Origin of the sequence: Haloactinomyces albus (assembly GCF_031458135.1) — a bacterium.
GTDB classification, from domain to species: domain Bacteria; phylum Actinomycetota; class Actinomycetes; order Mycobacteriales; family Pseudonocardiaceae; genus Haloactinomyces; species Haloactinomyces albus.
The window spans coordinates 1-18777 of record NZ_JAVDXW010000004.1; the positions used below are offsets into that span (position 1 = coordinate 1).

At 66.1% G+C, this 18777-nt stretch carries 23 protein-coding genes; 17 read left to right on the forward strand and 6 right to left on the reverse strand.

Annotation, left to right across the window (positions count from 1 at the left end):
• Window positions 1–292: 292 nt before the first annotated feature.
• The 3 genes from JOF55_RS24095 to JOF55_RS24105 all read left to right on the forward strand — a co-directional run bounded on the left by JOF55_RS24095 (window position 293) and on the right by JOF55_RS24105 (window position 3258).
• Window positions 293–1339, forward strand: coding sequence for an ATP-binding protein (locus JOF55_RS24095; RefSeq protein ID WP_310279107.1), 1047 nt, complete (start codon window positions 293–295; stop codon window positions 1337–1339).
• Window positions 1312–1692, forward strand: coding sequence for a helix-turn-helix domain-containing protein (locus JOF55_RS24100; RefSeq protein ID WP_310272437.1), 381 nt, complete (start codon window positions 1312–1314; stop codon window positions 1690–1692). The genes JOF55_RS24095 and JOF55_RS24100 overlap by 28 nt, the downstream gene beginning before the upstream one ends.
• Window positions 1693–1938: 246 nt before the next feature.
• Window positions 1939–3258, forward strand: coding sequence for a tyrosine-type recombinase/integrase (locus tag JOF55_RS24105; protein WP_310272439.1), 1320 nt, complete (start codon window positions 1939–1941; stop codon window positions 3256–3258).
• 555 nt (window positions 3259–3813) lie between these two features.
• Here the strand turns inward: JOF55_RS24105 and JOF55_RS24110 are convergent.
• From JOF55_RS24110 to JOF55_RS24120, 3 genes are all read right to left on the reverse strand, one after another.
• Window positions 3814–4281, reverse strand: a complete 468-nt coding sequence (locus JOF55_RS24110; RefSeq protein WP_310272421.1) for an NUDIX domain-containing protein — start codon at window positions 4279–4281, stop codon at window positions 3814–3816.
• 23 nt (window positions 4282–4304) lie between these two features.
• Entirely contained in the window at window positions 4305–5519 is a 1215-nt protein-coding gene (locus JOF55_RS24115) for a helix-turn-helix domain-containing protein (RefSeq protein ID WP_310272423.1), read from the reverse strand.
• A 189-nt stretch (window positions 5520–5708) separates the two neighbouring features.
• On the reverse strand, window positions 5709–6065 hold the full coding sequence (locus JOF55_RS24120) for a helix-turn-helix domain-containing protein (protein WP_310272425.1): 357 nt from the start codon (window positions 6063–6065) through the stop codon (window positions 5709–5711).
• 214 nt (window positions 6066–6279) lie between these two features.
• Between JOF55_RS24120 and JOF55_RS24125 the strand changes: the two genes are divergently transcribed.
• From JOF55_RS24125 to JOF55_RS24155, 7 genes are all read left to right on the forward strand, one after another.
• Entirely contained in the window at window positions 6280–6540 is a 261-nt protein-coding gene (locus JOF55_RS24125; RefSeq protein WP_310272427.1) for a helix-turn-helix transcriptional regulator, read from the forward strand.
• Window positions 6541–6542: 2 nt separating this feature from the next.
• Window positions 6543–6944 carry a hypothetical protein gene (locus tag JOF55_RS24130; RefSeq protein ID WP_310272429.1) on the forward strand — a complete coding sequence of 134 codons (402 nt, stop codon included), beginning with the start codon at window positions 6543–6545 and terminating at the stop codon, window positions 6942–6944.
• Entirely contained in the window at window positions 6941–7375 is a 435-nt protein-coding gene (locus JOF55_RS24135) for a hypothetical protein (RefSeq protein WP_310272431.1), read from the forward strand. The genes JOF55_RS24130 and JOF55_RS24135 overlap by 4 nt, the downstream gene beginning before the upstream one ends.
• Entirely contained in the window at window positions 7372–7701 is a 330-nt protein-coding gene (locus tag JOF55_RS24140; RefSeq protein WP_310272433.1) for a hypothetical protein, read from the forward strand. The genes JOF55_RS24135 and JOF55_RS24140 overlap by 4 nt, the downstream gene beginning before the upstream one ends.
• A 199-nt stretch (window positions 7702–7900) precedes the next feature.
• Window positions 7901–9139, forward strand: a complete 1239-nt coding sequence (locus JOF55_RS24145; RefSeq protein ID WP_310272435.1) for an ATP-binding protein — start codon at window positions 7901–7903, stop codon at window positions 9137–9139.
• Window positions 9112–9492 (forward strand): helix-turn-helix domain-containing protein, encoded by a 381-nt coding sequence (locus tag JOF55_RS24150; protein WP_310272437.1) that lies wholly within the window; start codon window positions 9112–9114, stop codon window positions 9490–9492. The genes JOF55_RS24145 and JOF55_RS24150 overlap by 28 nt, the downstream gene beginning before the upstream one ends.
• Before the next feature lie 246 nt (window positions 9493–9738).
• Window positions 9739–11058 carry a tyrosine-type recombinase/integrase gene (locus tag JOF55_RS24155; RefSeq protein ID WP_310272439.1) on the forward strand — a complete coding sequence of 440 codons (1320 nt, stop codon included), beginning with the start codon at window positions 9739–9741 and terminating at the stop codon, window positions 11056–11058.
• Between the two features lie 555 nt (window positions 11059–11613).
• On the opposite strand, the gene JOF55_RS24160 is transcribed toward JOF55_RS24155, so the two are convergent.
• From JOF55_RS24160 to JOF55_RS24170, 3 genes are all read right to left on the reverse strand, one after another.
• Window positions 11614–12081, reverse strand: a complete 468-nt coding sequence (locus JOF55_RS24160) for an NUDIX domain-containing protein (RefSeq protein ID WP_310272421.1) — start codon at window positions 12079–12081, stop codon at window positions 11614–11616.
• A 23-nt stretch (window positions 12082–12104) separates the two neighbouring features.
• Entirely contained in the window at window positions 12105–13319 is a 1215-nt protein-coding gene (locus JOF55_RS24165) for a helix-turn-helix domain-containing protein (protein ID WP_310272423.1), read from the reverse strand.
• A 189-nt stretch (window positions 13320–13508) separates the two neighbouring features.
• The gene (locus JOF55_RS24170) at window positions 13509–13865 is read right to left on the reverse strand and encodes a helix-turn-helix domain-containing protein (protein ID WP_310272425.1); all 357 of its coding nucleotides are present in this window, start codon (window positions 13863–13865) and stop codon (window positions 13509–13511) included.
• Between the two features lie 214 nt (window positions 13866–14079).
• Here JOF55_RS24170 and JOF55_RS24175 point away from each other — a divergent pair, with 214 nt between their 5' ends.
• The 7 genes from JOF55_RS24175 to JOF55_RS24205 all read left to right on the forward strand — a co-directional run.
• Window positions 14080–14340, forward strand: coding sequence for a helix-turn-helix transcriptional regulator (locus JOF55_RS24175; protein ID WP_310272427.1), 261 nt, complete (start codon window positions 14080–14082; stop codon window positions 14338–14340).
• 2 nt (window positions 14341–14342) lie between these two features.
• Window positions 14343–14744, forward strand: a complete 402-nt coding sequence (locus tag JOF55_RS24180; protein WP_310272429.1) for a hypothetical protein — start codon at window positions 14343–14345, stop codon at window positions 14742–14744.
• Complete coding sequence (locus JOF55_RS24185; RefSeq protein ID WP_310272431.1) at window positions 14741–15175, forward strand: hypothetical protein; 435 nt, start codon at window positions 14741–14743, stop codon at window positions 15173–15175. Before JOF55_RS24180 ends, JOF55_RS24185 begins: the two co-directional genes overlap by 4 nt.
• On the forward strand, window positions 15172–15501 hold the full coding sequence (locus JOF55_RS24190; protein WP_310272433.1) for a hypothetical protein: 330 nt from the start codon (window positions 15172–15174) through the stop codon (window positions 15499–15501). Before JOF55_RS24185 ends, JOF55_RS24190 begins: the two co-directional genes overlap by 4 nt.
• 199 nt (window positions 15502–15700) lie before the next feature.
• Window positions 15701–16939, forward strand: a complete 1239-nt coding sequence (locus JOF55_RS24195) for an ATP-binding protein (protein WP_310272435.1) — start codon at window positions 15701–15703, stop codon at window positions 16937–16939.
• Window positions 16912–17292: a helix-turn-helix domain-containing protein gene (locus JOF55_RS24200; RefSeq protein WP_310272437.1), complete on the forward strand. Its 381-nt coding sequence runs from the start codon at window positions 16912–16914 to the stop codon at window positions 17290–17292. The genes JOF55_RS24195 and JOF55_RS24200 overlap by 28 nt, the downstream gene beginning before the upstream one ends.
• A 246-nt stretch (window positions 17293–17538) precedes the next feature.
• Window positions 17539–18777, forward strand: a 1239-nt coding sequence (locus JOF55_RS24205) for a tyrosine-type recombinase/integrase (protein WP_310279109.1), incomplete at its 3' end; no start/stop codon positions are given.

Genomic DNA, 18777 nt, shown 5'->3' on the forward strand with positions numbered 1-18777 from the left:
ACGACACCACGGAACCACGTCCCTTACTCCGAGCCTTACTCCCCGCCTGAACGGGGGACCGGACCGGAGTCACCATCGCGACGAACCGGAGCCGACACCCCATGACAACGCCTCACACGTCCGCGCCGAGTCCGGGCGAGCCCGGTCACCGACTGCGGGCCGTCCCCGATCCCGAACCCGGGCTCACGACCGGCACGAACAGCACCGATGAGCAGCATCGGGATAGGGCCGGAGACCCCCACCCGGAGACCCGGACCGGACCGACTCCGCCGAGTCGACCCCGGTCCGGCGGTTGCACCTGACTCGGGCCTCGCAGATCCCTATCCGGCCGACCTACTGGACCTGGGAAGGGCGCATCCCGCGCGGTGCGATCACCCTCGGACCCGGGCGGGAAGGCATCGGCAAGTCGCTGTTTTGCTCCTGGCTGGCCGCCCAGATCACCCTCGGCACCCTCGACGGAGTCGACTACGGAACCCCGAAGGGCGTGGTCTATGCCGCCACCGAGGACTCCTGGGAAGCCACCATCGCACCGCGGCTGCACGCCGCCGGAGCCGACCTCGACCGGGTATACCGAGTCGAGGTCACCACCGCTGGCGGCACCACCCTTCCGTTGACCCTGCCGCGCGACTGCGACGAGCTGGCCGCCGAAATCACCGCCGCCGACGTGGGCCTACTCGTGCTCGACCCGCTGATCTCAGCCGTGGACAGCCGAGTCAACGTCAACCAGGAAGAACTCCGCACCGCCCTTGAACCACTCGCCCGGTTGGCCGACGAGACCGGGTGTGCGGTGTTCGGATTGGCCCATTTCAACAAGGCCAGCGGCACCGACGTCCTGTCCCGCGTGACCGGCTCGCGGGCATTCTCCGCCGTGGCCCGGGCAGCCGTGGCCTTTGCCCGCGACCCGGAGGCCGACGACGGGTCCTGTGTGCTCTCACAGGTCAAAAACAACCTCGGCAGCCTCGACCTACCGTCCCTGCGGTATCTGGTCGAGCCGGTCACCCTGCCCACCACCGACGGCCCCGGCCAGTGGGGACGGCTGCGCTTCCTCGGCGAGACCACCGCCCACGTGGAAACGATCCTGTCCGACACCGGCCAGAACGACGACGAAGCCGACGAACGCCACGAACTCGACACCTGGCTCCGCAACTACCTCGCCGATCAGGGCGGCTCCGCCCCGGTCAAGACCATCTTCGGGCAGGGCCACGAGGGCGGTTACAGCAAAGACCAGCTCAAGCGAGCCAAGAAACGCCTCCGCCTCGGTGCCGATAAGGACGGAATGCGCGGCGGCTGGACCTGGTATCTGCCCGAAGAGTGCGAAGGGAGCAGGACCCCGAAATAGCCGCTCCCTTCGCCCCCTTCGCGCTCTTCGGCGCTCCCTTCGGGCACTGCGCCGCACCTTTCGGAGTCGCCTCGCAGACGAGCAAGTTCGTTTTCTTCGTTTCCTTCGTACTTCGTCGCCGCAAGCCAGGAGGCACCACCATGACCACCCACCGCTTGACCGACGAACAACCCCGCTCCCTGCTGACCGTCGAACAAGCCGCACACCGCCTGTCCATCGGGCGGACCACCATGTTCCAGCTCATCAAAACCGGCGCCGTCGACTCCGTACAGATCGGCCGCGCCCGTCGTGTCCCAATCGAAGCGCTCGACGCCTACGTCCAGCTCCTGAGCACTCAACAGCACGCAGCGTAGCGAAAAGTCGGAGTCGACCAGCCCAGCACGGTCGCTAGGTCTAGCGCCCACACCCGCTAGACCTAGCGACCCCGCTAGCAACATCGCACCCACCTACACCAGCGAACTAGCGGCTAGCGAGGCAGCTCACCACATCCAGAACAAGAACCGAAAAAGGCCAGTTCAGACCCCCGGCACACCCGCTAGGAGCTTCCCCTCGCACGCCCACATCCAGACACAGAAAGTAACTAAGGGAGGAACCGCACGATGGCCCGCAAGCGCCGCGACGAAGGCCGCGCTCCCAACGGAGCAGGCAGCATCTACTACAGCGAAGCTGACGGCAAATGGCACGGCCGCATCACCGTCGGAGTCCGTGACGACGGCAGGCCCGACCGCCGGCACGTCAAGCGCAAGACCGAAGGAGAGGTAGTCGACGCACTCCAGGAGCTGGAACAGCAGCGGCGAGCCGGGACGGTGCGCAAGCCCGGTAAGCCGTGGACGGTCGAGGCGTGGCTGAAGCACTGGGTCGAGAACATCGCGGCTCCCTCCATTCGGTACAAGGCTCTGGAGGGCTACCGCACGGCCGTTTACCGGCACCTGATCCCCGGCATCGGTGCTCACCGACTCGACAAGATCCGGCCGGAGCACTTCGAGAAGCTGTACACGAAGCTCACCAAGTCCGGTCTGAAACCTGCCACCGCTCACCAGGTGCACCGCACGGCCCGCACCGCGCTCGGTGAGGCCGAGAAGCGCGGCCACCTCGGACGCAACCCCGTGTCTCTGGCCAAGCCTCCCCGCATCGAGGAGGAAGAGATCGAGCCTATCGACTCCGATGACGTGAAGCGCATCCTCCGGGCCGCACTGCACCGCCGTAACGGTGTCCGGTTCGTGATCGCGCTCGCGCTCGGTTGTCGGCAAGGTGAAGCGCTCGGGCTGAAGTGGGACAACCTCAACGAGCAGAACCGCACCTTGCGTATCCGCAAGGCACTACAGCGGCAGAAGTGGCAACACGGCTGCACCGACCCGCACACCTGCGGCGCGAAGTACCACAAGACCGAGCCATGCAAGGACGGTTGTAAGCAGCACACCCGGCCGTGTCCGCCACCGTGCCCACCGGACTGCACCGAGCACGCCCGGAACTGTCCACAGCGGCACGGCGGGGGCCTGGTCGAGGTCGACGTGAAGTCACGGGCGGGCCGCCGCCTGATCGGGCTGCCCGATCAGCTCTTCGAGCTGCTACAGCGTCACCGCGACCAGCAGGAAGCCGAACGCCAGCACGCCGGGAGTGAGTGGCACGACAGCGGACGGATCTTCACCCAGCCCAACGGGAAGGCACTCGATCCCCGCCGGGACTACGCGGAATGGCACGCGCTCTTGGCTGAGGCCGGAGTGGCGGAGGCTCGGCTCCACGATGCCCGGCACACCGCCGCGACGGTGCTGCTCATCCTCGGCGTGCCTGACCGCACGGTCATGGAAGTCATGGGGTGGTCAAGCGTGACCATGAAACACCGCTACATGCACGTCACCGAGACCGTCCGGCGCGACGTGGCCGAGCGCCTGAATTCCTACTTCTGGGAGGGCAACTGAGACCCGAACTGAGCCCCCGGTAAAGCGAGAACGCCGCTCCAAAGTGCTCGGAGCGGCGTTCTCGCTGGTCAACCCTGGAGCCGCTGAGGGGACTCGAACCCCTGACCTTCCGCTTACAAGTTCCCGGGTAGTCAGTTCACCGTGGGCCGTTCAGGTCCGTTCGTGCTGGTCATCGGTATGGCTGGAACATTGGTGAACGGGTCCGTACTGGAGTGGACTGAGACCCGAACTGAGACCCCGAGGAGACAGGGAACCGGTACGGGAATCACACGTCGGTAAGGGAATTTTCCCTGTCCGGTTCCCTGGGCCGACTCCCTCGGGATGAGCTGCGGCAACACCCCGGACAGGGAACGAGGGAAGGCAGGGAACCACCCCGGTGCGGGGCCTGCCAGCCAGGGGCGCACATCCCGACGAGGCACTCCCTCCCTCACAGCGCGCAGCAAGTGAAGTTCCCGAAGGGAGCGCCGAAGGGAGCGAAGAGTGCGAAGGGAGCGGCTTACACAGGGGCCTACCCCCTTCGCACCCTTCGATGAAACGTGCACTCGATACCTTCGCTCACTCCATCGTTGGCTCGCCGTGTTCGAGGTAGACCATGCATCCCTTCTCATGGGCAGCGTGAGCCTGCTTCAAGCGGCGAGCCAAGCGAGGGATCAGATAGTCGTCAAGTTCGTGGACAGGTACCCAATCCCACGAGTCCAGCTCGTTCGAGTCGAGCTGAATACGGTGTTCGTCGTCCGCGAGATCGCCGCAGTCGAACACCCACAGCAGCTTGTCGCCGTCGTGCTCGGTCGGTGCCCAGTCGACGGCCAGGACTCGGCGCGGTTGGCGCTGGAGTCCGATTTCTTCGGCCAGCTCTCGGCTACAGGCTTGGGCCGGTGACTCGCCACCGTCCACGTAGCCTCCGGGAATGTCCCAACGATTGCCGTAGGTCTTGCGCACGAGCAAGACCTTTCCGGAGGCGCTGACGAACAGCGCACCGGCGGCCACGCGAGGAGTGGCGAACCTCTGTGTTACGGACTCCATATTGCGACCCTATCCAGCTACGTTCATGAGAGCTTGAGACGCCGCGCCAGGTCAGCGAGTGCGGGCGACGGTTTACCGCGCTGCTGACGCATCCACGTCAGGACGAGTTGTCTGCTCAGGTAGTGGTGCCGTACCTGCTCAGGCGCGCGCTGCTCGGCATCGAGCACGATGGATAGGGCTTCGTCAGTGCGGTTCCAGGCGCTGAAAGCGCGGGCGGTTTCCAGGGCATGACGCACCTGCCGTTCGAGCGGAAGCGCCGACGTGTCCACGGTCGGCCCGACATCCACCGCGACCTGAACGTCTCCCAGCTCCATCGCGGTCGCGACCCTGTGAATGGAGACGTTGCTCGGCCCGAACGCTGTCCAAAGGTAGTTACCGTCACCGCCCAACCGGTCTGCGGACTCCTGAGCCTCACTCAGGAAGGCGCTCGTACTGGACCGGTCGTCACAACGTGCCGCTGCCATCGAGCCCGCGAGGAAGAGCGAACCGTAGACGGAGAGCATCGCGCTACCGGCTTCGCCGACACTGGGCTGGAGCACATCGGCGGCCGTCCTGGTCAGTTGCACGGCTTCCGGGAACCGACCGGTCGACAGCAGCGCATGAGTCACCGAGCGGAACAGCGAGCCAAGGATCAGCGGGTTGCCGACCTGCTGAGCAGCGTTCAGCCCGCGCTCGGCAGCGATCCAAGCGAGATCGACCTCACCGAGCTTGGTCAGAACCGACGTGGCTGCTTGGTAGCTGAGCGCGAGCAGTTCGCGCCCCTCCGAGCCGTGCGCTTGAGCTGCGAGTGCGGCATCCGACAGCAGCAGCGGAGTACGCCCGGTCACGAAGCCGTAGCGCGATTCCTGGTACGCCGCGAATACGTCGCCGACTCCCTGACGAAGGGTCTCCAGCTCGGGCGGCTCGCTGTCGTTCTCGGCTCCGCCGAGCAAGGGCGTGAGCTGGCGATAGTCCATCAGAGCAGCACGCAGAGCGGGAACTGTCTTCGTCCCGCTCTCCTTGTTCCATTCGAGTAGCGTCGGCTCGCCGATGAGGTCGCCGATGGTGACATCGAGTGCTTCGGCGAGAGTTCGGATGACGGACAGCCTGTCCAGGTCGATCCGGTTGTTCTCCACCTTGCTCAGCCAGTCGACGGTGCGGCCGATACGTCCGGCCAGTACTTCTTGCGGCATCCCTCGACGTCGCCGGTACCACGCGATGCGTTCTCCGATGGTCAGTGAGCTTGTCATTCCGCGCATGAGTCCAGGCTCCAACCCCTCGGCGGGTAGACCCCGGAAAGTTTTTCCGGGGTCCGGCTCCCGTTTCGCTCCATGCTGCTCATGTCGCTACAGACGCACGGACCACGGGAGGCCCAGCATGGTGCAACCGCGATCACTGCGGGAAGAGCGTTGCCACTGTCCGCGTGCTGCTTCTGCGGGCAGTACGGCTCAAGGACGAGTGTCGTCAGCAGCTTGCCGACGCTCGACGATTTCAAGGCGTTCTGCCAGGTCAGCAAGCGTTTGCTTGACCTGTTCCAGCTCCACGCGGAGCGAATCCGTACCACCGGAGTCCGAGGGCTCTTCACTCTCCAGCACCGACGAGAGATGGTCCGAGGGCAAATCCAGCGCTTCCGAGATGGCCGCAAGGGTGCGCGCACTGCGCTTGCGTGGCTTGAGGTTGTTCTGGAGCTCGCGCACGGTCATCGGTGCGACGTCGGCCCGCCGCGTGAGTTCCTGCTGTGTCATGTCGAGCTCGCCCATACGGCGCTTGATCACCTCGGACACGGCGGCCCAGTCCTTCGGCATCGACCCTCCCCGGGTTGCTGGTTTCGTCGACAATCCTAGCCCTACCAGGGCTTTCGCAGAAACCTCAGGACAAGACTTGACATCGCCAATGTCGTCGATAGTATTGGCGACAGCTTCAGTCGCTCACTTCGCAGCAGACGTAGAAGCCGCAAGAAAAGCTCCGCCCGGTGCGGCAACACCGGACGGAGCGCACATCGAAGTTTCTGGAGTAACGATGCAGGACAAGGGTACGCGCATGTACCGCGTCAAGGCAGTAGCCGAGCGCTACGACGTCTCGGTCGACACGATCTATCGGGCGATTGAGTCCGGCCAGTTGGACGCGTTGAAGCTGGGCACTGGTAAGGGCACCTTGCGGATTCCCGAGCACGCGCTGAGGGCCTATGAGGAAGCGTGCTCGCAGGCTGCTTACGACTCCTACGTTCTCGGCACCGCGTCAGCCGCTGAGGGCGACGAGCAGATCGGGGAGGTGGCCTGACGATGATGCCGCAGTCGAGGAAGGCCACCGGCCACGTTGATGGCCGCCCGGTCGAGTTCATCCCCACCCACCGCGACGGCAACACCAGCCCCGCCACCATGCGGGTGTCGATGACCGTGCCGGTCTCGCTGGAAGATGTCACCGCCGCCCTGTGGATCCTGGTCGACGGCGGAATGGCGATCGAGGAACTCGAAGACGACGAGTTCGCCCACATGATGGTCGTCGAAACACTGTTCGCCGAGGGCGGCACGGCCATCGCCGCCGCCCTGGCGGTCATGGACGACCTGCCCCCTGGCAGCGAACGGGCCGAAACTGCTGCCATGCTCCGCGCCCGGGTCGACAAACTCTACGGCCAGCCCCTGGCGTCCACGCGCTACGAGCTGGCCGGAGGTGTGCGGTCATGACCGAGCAGACTCTTACCCGGCTCAAGGCCGCCCGGCTGGCCCAGGAGTGGAGCGCTGCCCACGTGGTCCGCGAGCTGCGCCGCATCGCCACCGACCGGGGCGAGCACCCCTACGGGGCCGACACGGTCAAGCGGGGTCTGCGCCGCTGGGAGAACGGTTACCAGAACGTGCCCGGCTGGGCCGTGGGCCTGCTGGAGCAGTGCTACGGCCTGTCGGCCGCCGAACTGGGCATCAGCCACCCGGAACCGGACACACAGCTCATCGAGCAGGCCCGCGCCGTACTCACCGGGACCACTCCCGAGGAACCCGCCGACGACAGCGCCCCGCACGTCGAACGGGGTCCGCGTCGGCAAACCAGCACCGGCACGTGGTTGCGGCTGCTTCGCACCCAGCACCACGCCGCACCGACCGCCACGGGGGTGGCCTCATGAGCACTCAGACCCAGATCACCGAACTGACCATGCGGACCCTGCTGTACGCGGTGCCGATCAGCCACGCCCAACTGCGGGAGGCCTCGCTGCGGCAACTGGCCACCTACATCGGCCGAGTCGCCGGACGGATGCCCGAACAGGACCTCCGAGACCTGGAACACGGCATGACCCGGCTCGTCGACAACGAAGGACCGATGTTCGACCGGCAGCGCTACACCCTGGTCCAGTCCCGCGTGGCCGCCCTGGTGCCGTTTCTGACGGCCCACCAGGGCGGAGCCGAGGTCCACCCGATCGAGACCGCACCCGACCACCTCTGGCCCAACTGAGTCGACCCCCGATCGAGGGTTGACCGACCCGGTGGGCCTGTCAGAGCCGTTCCGACAGGCCCACCCTGCTCCCCTTTCGGCCCCTCCGAACAGCACCGACACCACCGGAACCACGTCCCTTACTCCGAGCCTTACTCCCCGCCTGAACGGGGACGACCGGACCGGAGTCACCATCGCGACGAACCGGAGCCGACACCCCATGACAACGCCTCACACGTCCGCGCCGAGTCCGGGCGAGCCCGGTCACCGACTGCGGGCCGTCCCCGATCCCGAACCCGGGCTCACGACCGGCACGAACAGCACCGATGAGCAGCATCGGGATAGGGCCGGAGACCCCCACCCGGAGACCCCGGACCGGACCGACTCCGCCGAGTCGACCCCGGTCCGGCGGTTGCACCTGACTCGGGCCTCGCAGATCCCTATCCGGCCGACCTACTGGACCTGGGAAGGGCGCATCCCGCGCGGTGCGATCACCCTCGGACCCGGGCGGGAAGGCATCGGCAAGTCGCTGTTTTGCTCCTGGCTGGCCGCCCAGATCACCCTCGGCACCCTCGACGGAGTCGACTACGGAACCCCGAAGGGCGTGGTCTATGCCGCCACCGAGGACTCCTGGGAAGCCACCATCGCACCGCGGCTGCACGCCGCCGGAGCCGACCTCGACCGGGTATACCGAGTCGAGGTCACCACCGCTGGCGGCACCACCCTTCCGTTGACCCTGCCGCGCGACTGCGACGAGCTGGCCGCCGAAATCACCGCCGCCGACGTGGGCCTACTCGTGCTCGACCCGCTGATCTCAGCCGTGGACAGCCGAGTCAACGTCAACCAGGAAGAACTCCGCACCGCCCTTGAACCACTCGCCCGGTTGGCCGACGAGACCGGGTGTGCGGTGTTCGGATTGGCCCATTTCAACAAGGCCAGCGGCACCGACGTCCTGTCCCGCGTGACCGGCTCGCGGGCATTCTCCGCCGTGGCCCGGGCAGCCGTGGCCTTTGCCCGCGACCCGGAGGCCGACGACGGGTCCTGTGTGCTCTCACAGGTCAAAAACAACCTCGGCAGCCTCGACCTACCGTCCCTGCGGTATCTGGTCGAGCCGGTCACCCTGCCCACCACCGACGGCCCCGGCCAGTGGGGACGGCTGCGCTTCCTCGGCGAGACCACCGCCCACGTGGAAACGATCCTGTCCGACACCGGCCAGAACGACGACGAAGCCGACGAACGCCACGAACTCGACACCTGGCTCCGCAACTACCTCGCCGATCAGGGCGGCTCCGCCCCGGTCAAGACCATCTTCGGGCAGGGCCACGAGGGCGGTTACAGCAAAGACCAGCTCAAGCGAGCCAAGAAACGCCTCCGCCTCGGTGCCGATAAGGACGGAATGCGCGGCGGCTGGACCTGGTATCTGCCCGAAGAGTGCGAAGGGAGCAGGACCCCGAAATAGCCGCTCCCTTCGCCCCCTTCGCGCTCTTCGGCGCTCCCTTCGGGCACTGCGCCGCACCTTTCGGAGTCGCCTCGCAGACGAGCAAGTTCGTTTTCTTCGTTTCCTTCGTACTTCGTCGCCGCAAGCCAGGAGGCACCACCATGACCACCCACCGCTTGACCGACGAACAACCCCGCTCCCTGCTGACCGTCGAACAAGCCGCACACCGCCTGTCCATCGGGCGGACCACCATGTTCCAGCTCATCAAAACCGGCGCCGTCGACTCCGTACAGATCGGCCGCGCCCGTCGTGTCCCAATCGAAGCGCTCGACGCCTACGTCCAGCTCCTGAGCACTCAACAGCACGCAGCGTAGCGAAAAGTCGGAGTCGACCAGCCCAGCACGGTCGCTAGGTCTAGCGCCCACACCCGCTAGACCTAGCGACCCCGCTAGCAACATCGCACCCACCTACACCAGCGAACTAGCGGCTAGCGAGGCAGCTCACCACATCCAGAACAAGAACCGAAAAAGGCCAGTTCAGACCCCCGGCACACCCGCTAGGAGCTTCCCCTCGCACGCCCACATCCAGACACAGAAAGTAACTAAGGGAGGAACCGCACGATGGCCCGCAAGCGCCGCGACGAAGGCCGCGCTCCCAACGGAGCAGGCAGCATCTACTACAGCGAAGCTGACGGCAAATGGCACGGCCGCATCACCGTCGGAGTCCGTGACGACGGCAGGCCCGACCGCCGGCACGTCAAGCGCAAGACCGAAGGAGAGGTAGTCGACGCACTCCAGGAGCTGGAACAGCAGCGGCGAGCCGGGACGGTGCGCAAGCCCGGTAAGCCGTGGACGGTCGAGGCGTGGCTGAAGCACTGGGTCGAGAACATCGCGGCTCCCTCCATTCGGTACAAGGCTCTGGAGGGCTACCGCACGGCCGTTTACCGGCACCTGATCCCCGGCATCGGTGCTCACCGACTCGACAAGATCCGGCCGGAGCACTTCGAGAAGCTGTACACGAAGCTCACCAAGTCCGGTCTGAAACCTGCCACCGCTCACCAGGTGCACCGCACGGCCCGCACCGCGCTCGGTGAGGCCGAGAAGCGCGGCCACCTCGGACGCAACCCCGTGTCTCTGGCCAAGCCTCCCCGCATCGAGGAGGAAGAGATCGAGCCTATCGACTCCGATGACGTGAAGCGCATCCTCCGGGCCGCACTGCACCGCCGTAACGGTGTCCGGTTCGTGATCGCGCTCGCGCTCGGTTGTCGGCAAGGTGAAGCGCTCGGGCTGAAGTGGGACAACCTCAACGAGCAGAACCGCACCTTGCGTATCCGCAAGGCACTACAGCGGCAGAAGTGGCAACACGGCTGCACCGACCCGCACACCTGCGGCGCGAAGTACCACAAGACCGAGCCATGCAAGGACGGTTGTAAGCAGCACACCCGGCCGTGTCCGCCACCGTGCCCACCGGACTGCACCGAGCACGCCCGGAACTGTCCACAGCGGCACGGCGGGGGCCTGGTCGAGGTCGACGTGAAGTCACGGGCGGGCCGCCGCCTGATCGGGCTGCCCGATCAGCTCTTCGAGCTGCTACAGCGTCACCGCGACCAGCAGGAAGCCGAACGCCAGCACGCCGGGAGTGAGTGGCACGACAGCGGACGGATCTTCACCCAGCCCAACGGGAAGGCACTCGATCCCCGCCGGGACTACGCGGAATGGCACGCGCTCTTGGCTGAGGCCGGAGTGGCGGAGGCTCGGCTCCACGATGCCCGGCACACCGCCGCGACGGTGCTGCTCATCCTCGGCGTGCCTGACCGCACGGTCATGGAAGTCATGGGGTGGTCAAGCGTGACCATGAAACACCGCTACATGCACGTCACCGAGACCGTCCGGCGCGACGTGGCCGAGCGCCTGAATTCCTACTTCTGGGAGGGCAACTGAGACCCGAACTGAGCCCCCGGTAAAGCGAGAACGCCGCTCCAAAGTGCTCGGAGCGGCGTTCTCGCTGGTCAACCCTGGAGCCGCTGAGGGGACTCGAACCCCTGACCTTCCGCTTACAAGTTCCCGGGTAGTCAGTTCACCGTGGGCCGTTCAGGTCCGTTCGTGCTGGTCATCGGTATGGCTGGAACATTGGTGAACGGGTCCGTACTGGAGTGGACTGAGACCCGAACTGAGACCCCGAGGAGACAGGGAACCGGTACGGGAATCACACGTCGGTAAGGGAATTTTCCCTGTCCGGTTCCCTGGGCCGACTCCCTCGGGATGAGCTGCGGCAACACCCCGGACAGGGAACGAGGGAAGGCAGGGAACCACCCCGGTGCGGGGCCTGCCAGCCAGGGGCGCACATCCCGACGAGGCACTCCCTCCCTCACAGCGCGCAGCAAGTGAAGTTCCCGAAGGGAGCGCCGAAGGGAGCGAAGAGTGCGAAGGGAGCGGCTTACACAGGGGCCTACCCCCTTCGCACCCTTCGATGAAACGTGCACTCGATACCTTCGCTCACTCCATCGTTGGCTCGCCGTGTTCGAGGTAGACCATGCATCCCTTCTCATGGGCAGCGTGAGCCTGCTTCAAGCGGCGAGCCAAGCGAGGGATCAGATAGTCGTCAAGTTCGTGGACAGGTACCCAATCCCACGAGTCCAGCTCGTTCGAGTCGAGCTGAATACGGTGTTCGTCGTCCGCGAGATCGCCGCAGTCGAACACCCACAGCAGCTTGTCGCCGTCGTGCTCGGTCGGTGCCCAGTCGACGGCCAGGACTCGGCGCGGTTGGCGCTGGAGTCCGATTTCTTCGGCCAGCTCTCGGCTACAGGCTTGGGCCGGTGACTCGCCACCGTCCACGTAGCCTCCGGGAATGTCCCAACGATTGCCGTAGGTCTTGCGCACGAGCAAGACCTTTCCGGAGGCGCTGACGAACAGCGCACCGGCGGCCACGCGAGGAGTGGCGAACCTCTGTGTTACGGACTCCATATTGCGACCCTATCCAGCTACGTTCATGAGAGCTTGAGACGCCGCGCCAGGTCAGCGAGTGCGGGCGACGGTTTACCGCGCTGCTGACGCATCCACGTCAGGACGAGTTGTCTGCTCAGGTAGTGGTGCCGTACCTGCTCAGGCGCGCGCTGCTCGGCATCGAGCACGATGGATAGGGCTTCGTCAGTGCGGTTCCAGGCGCTGAAAGCGCGGGCGGTTTCCAGGGCATGACGCACCTGCCGTTCGAGCGGAAGCGCCGACGTGTCCACGGTCGGCCCGACATCCACCGCGACCTGAACGTCTCCCAGCTCCATCGCGGTCGCGACCCTGTGAATGGAGACGTTGCTCGGCCCGAACGCTGTCCAAAGGTAGTTACCGTCACCGCCCAACCGGTCTGCGGACTCCTGAGCCTCACTCAGGAAGGCGCTCGTACTGGACCGGTCGTCACAACGTGCCGCTGCCATCGAGCCCGCGAGGAAGAGCGAACCGTAGACGGAGAGCATCGCGCTACCGGCTTCGCCGACACTGGGCTGGAGCACATCGGCGGCCGTCCTGGTCAGTTGCACGGCTTCCGGGAACCGACCGGTCGACAGCAGCGCATGAGTCACCGAGCGGAACAGCGAGCCAAGGATCAGCGGGTTGCCGACCTGCTGAGCAGCGTTCAGCCCGCGCTCGGCAGCGATCCAAGCGAGATCGACCTCACCGAGCTTGGTCAGAACCGACGTGGCTGCTTGGTAGCTGAGCGCGAGCAGTTCGCGCCCCTCCGAGCCGTGCGCTTGAGCTGCGAGTGCGGCATCCGACAGCAGCAGCGGAGTACGCCCGGTCACGAAGCCGTAGCGCGATTCCTGGTACGCCGCGAATACGTCGCCGACTCCCTGACGAAGGGTCTCCAGCTCGGGCGGCTCGCTGTCGTTCTCGGCTCCGCCGAGCAAGGGCGTGAGCTGGCGATAGTCCATCAGAGCAGCACGCAGAGCGGGAACTGTCTTCGTCCCGCTCTCCTTGTTCCATTCGAGTAGCGTCGGCTCGCCGATGAGGTCGCCGATGGTGACATCGAGTGCTTCGGCGAGAGTTCGGATGACGGACAGCCTGTCCAGGTCGATCCGGTTGTTCTCCACCTTGCTCAGCCAGTCGACGGTGCGGCCGATACGTCCGGCCAGTACTTCTTGCGGCATCCCTCGACGTCGCCGGTACCACGCGATGCGTTCTCCGATGGTCAGTGAGCTTGTCATTCCGCGCATGAGTCCAGGCTCCAACCCCTCGGCGGGTAGACCCCGGAAAGTTTTTCCGGGGTCCGGCTCCCGTTTCGCTCCATGCTGCTCATGTCGCTACAGACGCACGGACCACGGGAGGCCCAGCATGGTGCAACCGCGATCACTGCGGGAAGAGCGTTGCCACTGTCCGCGTGCTGCTTCTGCGGGCAGTACGGCTCAAGGACGAGTGTCGTCAGCAGCTTGCCGACGCTCGACGATTTCAAGGCGTTCTGCCAGGTCAGCAAGCGTTTGCTTGACCTGTTCCAGCTCCACGCGGAGCGAATCCGTACCACCGGAGTCCGAGGGCTCTTCACTCTCCAGCACCGACGAGAGATGGTCCGAGGGCAAATCCAGCGCTTCCGAGATGGCCGCAAGGGTGCGCGCACTGCGCTTGCGTGGCTTGAGGTTGTTCTGGAGCTCGCGCACGGTCATCGGTGCGACGTCGGCCCGCCGCGTGAGTTCCTGCTGTGTCATGTCGAGCTCGCCCATACGGCGCTTGATCACCTCGGACACGGCGGCCCAGTCCTTCGGCATCGACCCTCCCCGGGTTGCTGGTTTCGTCGACAATCCTAGCCCTACCAGGGCTTTCGCAGAAACCTCAGGACAAGACTTGACATCGCCAATGTCGTCGATAGTATTGGCGACAGCTTCAGTCGCTCACTTCGCAGCAGACGTAGAAGCCGCAAGAAAAGCTCCGCCCGGTGCGGCAACACCGGACGGAGCGCACATCGAAGTTTCTGGAGTAACGATGCAGGACAAGGGTACGCGCATGTACCGCGTCAAGGCAGTAGCCGAGCGCTACGACGTCTCGGTCGACACGATCTATCGGGCGATTGAGTCCGGCCAGTTGGACGCGTTGAAGCTGGGCACTGGTAAGGGCACCTTGCGGATTCCCGAGCACGCGCTGAGGGCCTATGAGGAAGCGTGCTCGCAGGCTGCTTACGACTCCTACGTTCTCGGCACCGCGTCAGCCGCTGAGGGCGACGAGCAGATCGGGGAGGTGGCCTGACGATGATGCCGCAGTCGAGGAAGGCCACCGGCCACGTTGATGGCCGCCCGGTCGAGTTCATCCCCACCCACCGCGACGGCAACACCAGCCCCGCCACCATGCGGGTGTCGATGACCGTGCCGGTCTCGCTGGAAGATGTCACCGCCGCCCTGTGGATCCTGGTCGACGGCGGAATGGCGATCGAGGAACTCGAAGACGACGAGTTCGCCCACATGATGGTCGTCGAAACACTGTTCGCCGAGGGCGGCACGGCCATCGCCGCCGCCCTGGCGGTCATGGACGACCTGCCCCCTGGCAGCGAACGGGCCGAAACTGCTGCCATGCTCCGCGCCCGGGTCGACAAACTCTACGGCCAGCCCCTGGCGTCCACGCGCTACGAGCTGGCCGGAGGTGTGCGGTCATGACCGAGCAGACTCTTACCCGGCTCAAGGCCGCCCGGCTGGCCCAGGAGTGGAGCGCTGCCCACGTGGTCCGCGAGCTGCGCCGCATCGCCACCGACCGGGGCGAGCACCCCTACGGGGCCGACACGGTCAAGCGGGGTCTGCGCCGCTGGGAGAACGGTTACCAGAACGTGCCCGGCTGGGCCGTGGGCCTGCTGGAGCAGTGCTACGGCCTGTCGGCCGCCGAACTGGGCATCAGCCACCCGGAACCGGACACACAGCTCATCGAGCAGGCCCGCGCCGTACTCACCGGGACCACTCCCGAGGAACCCGCCGACGACAGCGCCCCGCACGTCGAACGGGGTCCGCGTCGGCAAACCAGCACCGGCACGTGGTTGCGGCTGCTTCGCACCCAGCACCACGCCGCACCGACCGCCACGGGGGTGGCCTCATGAGCACTCAGACCCAGATCACCGAACTGACCATGCGGACCCTGCTGTACGCGGTGCCGATCAGCCACGCCCAACTGCGGGAGGCCTCGCTGCGGCAACTGGCCACCTACATCGGCCGAGTCGCCGGACGGATGCCCGAACAGGACCTCCGAGACCTGGAACACGGCATGACCCGGCTCGTCGACAACGAAGGACCGATGTTCGACCGGCAGCGCTACACCCTGGTCCAGTCCCGCGTGGCCGCCCTGGTGCCGTTTCTGACGGCCCACCAGGGCGGAGCCGAGGTCCACCCGATCGAGACCGCACCCGACCACCTCTGGCCCAACTGAGTCGACCCCCGATCGAGGGTTGACCGACCCGGTGGGCCTGTCAGAGCCGTTCCGACAGGCCCACCCTGCTCCCCTTTCGGCCCCTCCGAACAGCACCGACACCACCGGAACCACGTCCCTTACTCCGAGCCTTACTCCCCGCCTGAACGGGGACGACCGGACCGGAGTCACCATCGCGACGAACCGGAGCCGACACCCCATGACAACGCCTCACACGTCCGCGCCGAGTCCGGGCGAGCCCGGTCACCGACTGCGGGCCGTCCCCGATCCCGAACCCGGGCTCACGACCGGCACGAACAGCACCGATGAGCAGCATCGGGATAGGGCCGGAGACCCCCACCCGGAGACCCCGGACCGGACCGACTCCGCCGAGTCGACCCCGGTCCGGCGGTTGCACCTGACTCGGGCCTCGCAGATCCCTATCCGGCCGACCTACTGGACCTGGGAAGGGCGCATCCCGCGCGGTGCGATCACCCTCGGACCCGGGCGGGAAGGCATCGGCAAGTCGCTGTTTTGCTCCTGGCTGGCCGCCCAGATCACCCTCGGCACCCTCGACGGAGTCGACTACGGAACCCCGAAGGGCGTGGTCTATGCCGCCACCGAGGACTCCTGGGAAGCCACCATCGCACCGCGGCTGCACGCCGCCGGAGCCGACCTCGACCGGGTATACCGAGTCGAGGTCACCACCGCTGGCGGCACCACCCTTCCGTTGACCCTGCCGCGCGACTGCGACGAGCTGGCCGCCGAAATCACCGCCGCCGACGTGGGCCTACTCGTGCTCGACCCGCTGATCTCAGCCGTGGACAGCCGAGTCAACGTCAACCAGGAAGAACTCCGCACCGCCCTTGAACCACTCGCCCGGTTGGCCGACGAGACCGGGTGTGCGGTGTTCGGATTGGCCCATTTCAACAAGGCCAGCGGCACCGACGTCCTGTCCCGCGTGACCGGCTCGCGGGCATTCTCCGCCGTGGCCCGGGCAGCCGTGGCCTTTGCCCGCGACCCGGAGGCCGACGACGGGTCCTGTGTGCTCTCACAGGTCAAAAACAACCTCGGCAGCCTCGACCTACCGTCCCTGCGGTATCTGGTCGAGCCGGTCACCCTGCCCACCACCGACGGCCCCGGCCAGTGGGGACGGCTGCGCTTCCTCGGCGAGACCACCGCCCACGTGGAAACGATCCTGTCCGACACCGGCCAGAACGACGACGAAGCCGACGAACGCCACGAACTCGACACCTGGCTCCGCAACTACCTCGCCGATCAGGGCGGCTCCGCCCCGGTCAAGACCATCTTCGGGCAGGGCCACGAGGGCGGTTACAGCAAAGACCAGCTCAAGCGAGCCAAGAAACGCCTCCGCCTCGGTGCCGATAAGGACGGAATGCGCGGCGGCTGGACCTGGTATCTGCCCGAAGAGTGCGAAGGGAGCAGGACCCCGAAATAGCCGCTCCCTTCGCCCCCTTCGCGCTCTTCGGCGCTCCCTTCGGGCACTGCGCCGCACCTTTCGGAGTCGCCTCGCAGACGAGCAAGTTCGTTTTCTTCGTTTCCTTCGTACTTCGTCGCCGCAAGCCAGGAGGCACCACCATGACCACCCACCGCTTGACCGACGAACAACCCCGCTCCCTGCTGACCGTCGAACAAGCCGCACACCGCCTGTCCATCGGGCGGACCACCATGTTCCAGCTCATCAAAACCGGCGCCGTCGACTCCGTACAGATCGGCCGCGCCCGTCGTGTCCCAATCGAAGCGCTCGACGCCTACGTCCAGCTCCTGAGCACTCAACAGCACGCAGCGTAGCGAAAAGTCGGAGTCGACCAGCCCAGCACGGTCGCTAGGTCTAGCGCCCACACCCGCTAGACCTAGCGACCCCGCTAGCAACATCGCACCCACCTACACCAGCGAACTAGCGGCTAGCGAGGCAGCTCACCACATCCAGAACAAGAACCGAAAAAGGCCAGTTCAGACCCCCGGCACACCCGCTAGGAGCTTCCCCTCGCACGCCCACATCCAGACACAGAAAGTAACTAAGGGAGGAACCGCACGATGGCCCGCAAGCGCCGCGACGAAGGCCGCGCTCCCAACGGAGCAGGCAGCATCTACTACAGCGAAGCTGACGGCAAATGGCACGGCCGCATCACCGTCGGAGTCCGTGACGACGGCAGGCCCGACCGCCGGCACGTCAAGCGCAAGACCGAAGGAGAGGTAGTCGACGCACTCCAGGAGCTGGAACAGCAGCGGCGAGCCGGGACGGTGCGCAAGCCCGGTAAGCCGTGGACGGTCGAGGCGTGGCTGAAGCACTGGGTCGAGAACATCGCGGCTCCCTCCATTCGGTACAAGGCTCTGGAGGGCTACCGCACGGCCGTTTACCGGCACCTGATCCCCGGCATCGGTGCTCACCGACTCGACAAGATCCGGCCGGAGCACTTCGAGAAGCTGTACACGAAGCTCACCAAGTCCGGTCTGAAACCTGCCACCGCTCACCAGGTGCACCGCACGGCCCGCACCGCGCTCGGTGAGGCCGAGAAGCGCGGCCACCTCGGACGCAACCCCGTGTCTCTGGCCAAGCCTCCCCGCATCGAGGAGGAAGAGATCGAGCCTATCGACTCCGATGACGTGAAGCGCATCCTCCGGGCCGCACTGCACCGCCGTAACGGTGTCCGGTTCGTGATCGCGCTCGCGCTCGGTTGTCGGCAAGGTGAAGCGCTCGGGCTGAAGTGGGACAACCTCAACGAGCAGAACCGCACCTTGCGTATCCGCAAGGCACTACAGCGGCAGAAGTGGCAACACGGCTGCACCGACCCGCACACCTGCGGCGCGAAGTACCACAAGACCGAGCCATGCAAGGACGGTTGTAAGCAGCACACCCGGCCGTGTCCGCCACCGTGCCCACCGGACTGCACCGAGCACGCCCGGAACTGTCCACAGCGGCACGGCGGGGGCCTGGTCGAGGTCGACGTGAAGTCACGGGCGGGCCGCCGCCTGATCGGGCTGCCCGATCAGCTCTTCGAGCTGCTACAGCGTCACCGCGACCAGCAGGAAGCCGAACGCCAGCACGCCGGGAGTGAGTGGCACGACAGCGGACGGATCTTCACCCAGCCCAACGGGAAGGCACTCGATCCCCGCCGGGACTACGCGGAATGGCACGCGCTCTTGGCTGAGGCCGGAGTGGCGGAGGCTCGGCTCCACGATGCCCGGCACACCGCCGCGACGGTGCTGCTCATCCTCGGCGTGCCTGACCGCACGGTCATGGAAGTCATGGGGTGGTCAAGCGTGACCATGAAA

What these genes read in the sequence shown, in the direction of transcription:
- JOF55_RS24105 (WP_310272439.1), top strand. Translation starts at nt 1,939, where the DNA reads ATGGCCCGCAAGCGCCGCGACGAAGGCCGCGCTCCCAACGGAGCAGGC.
- JOF55_RS24110 (WP_310272421.1), bottom strand. Translation starts at nt 4,281, where the DNA reads ATGGAGTCCGTAACACAGAGGTTCGCCACTCCTCGCGTGGCCGCCGGT.
- JOF55_RS24115 (WP_310272423.1), bottom strand. Translation starts at nt 5,519, where the DNA reads ATGCGCGGAATGACAAGCTCACTGACCATCGGAGAACGCATCGCGTGG.
- JOF55_RS24120 (WP_310272425.1), bottom strand. Translation starts at nt 6,065, where the DNA reads ATGCCGAAGGACTGGGCCGCCGTGTCCGAGGTGATCAAGCGCCGTATG.
- JOF55_RS24125 (WP_310272427.1), top strand. Translation starts at nt 6,280, where the DNA reads ATGCAGGACAAGGGTACGCGCATGTACCGCGTCAAGGCAGTAGCCGAG.
- JOF55_RS24130 (WP_310272429.1), top strand. Translation starts at nt 6,543, where the DNA reads ATGATGCCGCAGTCGAGGAAGGCCACCGGCCACGTTGATGGCCGCCCG.
- JOF55_RS24135 (WP_310272431.1), top strand. Translation starts at nt 6,941, where the DNA reads ATGACCGAGCAGACTCTTACCCGGCTCAAGGCCGCCCGGCTGGCCCAG.
- JOF55_RS24140 (WP_310272433.1), top strand. Translation starts at nt 7,372, where the DNA reads ATGAGCACTCAGACCCAGATCACCGAACTGACCATGCGGACCCTGCTG.
- JOF55_RS24145 (WP_310272435.1), top strand. Translation starts at nt 7,901, where the DNA reads ATGACAACGCCTCACACGTCCGCGCCGAGTCCGGGCGAGCCCGGTCAC.
- JOF55_RS24155 (WP_310272439.1), top strand. Translation starts at nt 9,739, where the DNA reads ATGGCCCGCAAGCGCCGCGACGAAGGCCGCGCTCCCAACGGAGCAGGC.
- JOF55_RS24160 (WP_310272421.1), bottom strand. Translation starts at nt 12,081, where the DNA reads ATGGAGTCCGTAACACAGAGGTTCGCCACTCCTCGCGTGGCCGCCGGT.
- JOF55_RS24165 (WP_310272423.1), bottom strand. Translation starts at nt 13,319, where the DNA reads ATGCGCGGAATGACAAGCTCACTGACCATCGGAGAACGCATCGCGTGG.
- JOF55_RS24170 (WP_310272425.1), bottom strand. Translation starts at nt 13,865, where the DNA reads ATGCCGAAGGACTGGGCCGCCGTGTCCGAGGTGATCAAGCGCCGTATG.
- JOF55_RS24175 (WP_310272427.1), top strand. Translation starts at nt 14,080, where the DNA reads ATGCAGGACAAGGGTACGCGCATGTACCGCGTCAAGGCAGTAGCCGAG.
- JOF55_RS24180 (WP_310272429.1), top strand. Translation starts at nt 14,343, where the DNA reads ATGATGCCGCAGTCGAGGAAGGCCACCGGCCACGTTGATGGCCGCCCG.
- JOF55_RS24185 (WP_310272431.1), top strand. Translation starts at nt 14,741, where the DNA reads ATGACCGAGCAGACTCTTACCCGGCTCAAGGCCGCCCGGCTGGCCCAG.
- JOF55_RS24190 (WP_310272433.1), top strand. Translation starts at nt 15,172, where the DNA reads ATGAGCACTCAGACCCAGATCACCGAACTGACCATGCGGACCCTGCTG.
- JOF55_RS24195 (WP_310272435.1), top strand. Translation starts at nt 15,701, where the DNA reads ATGACAACGCCTCACACGTCCGCGCCGAGTCCGGGCGAGCCCGGTCAC.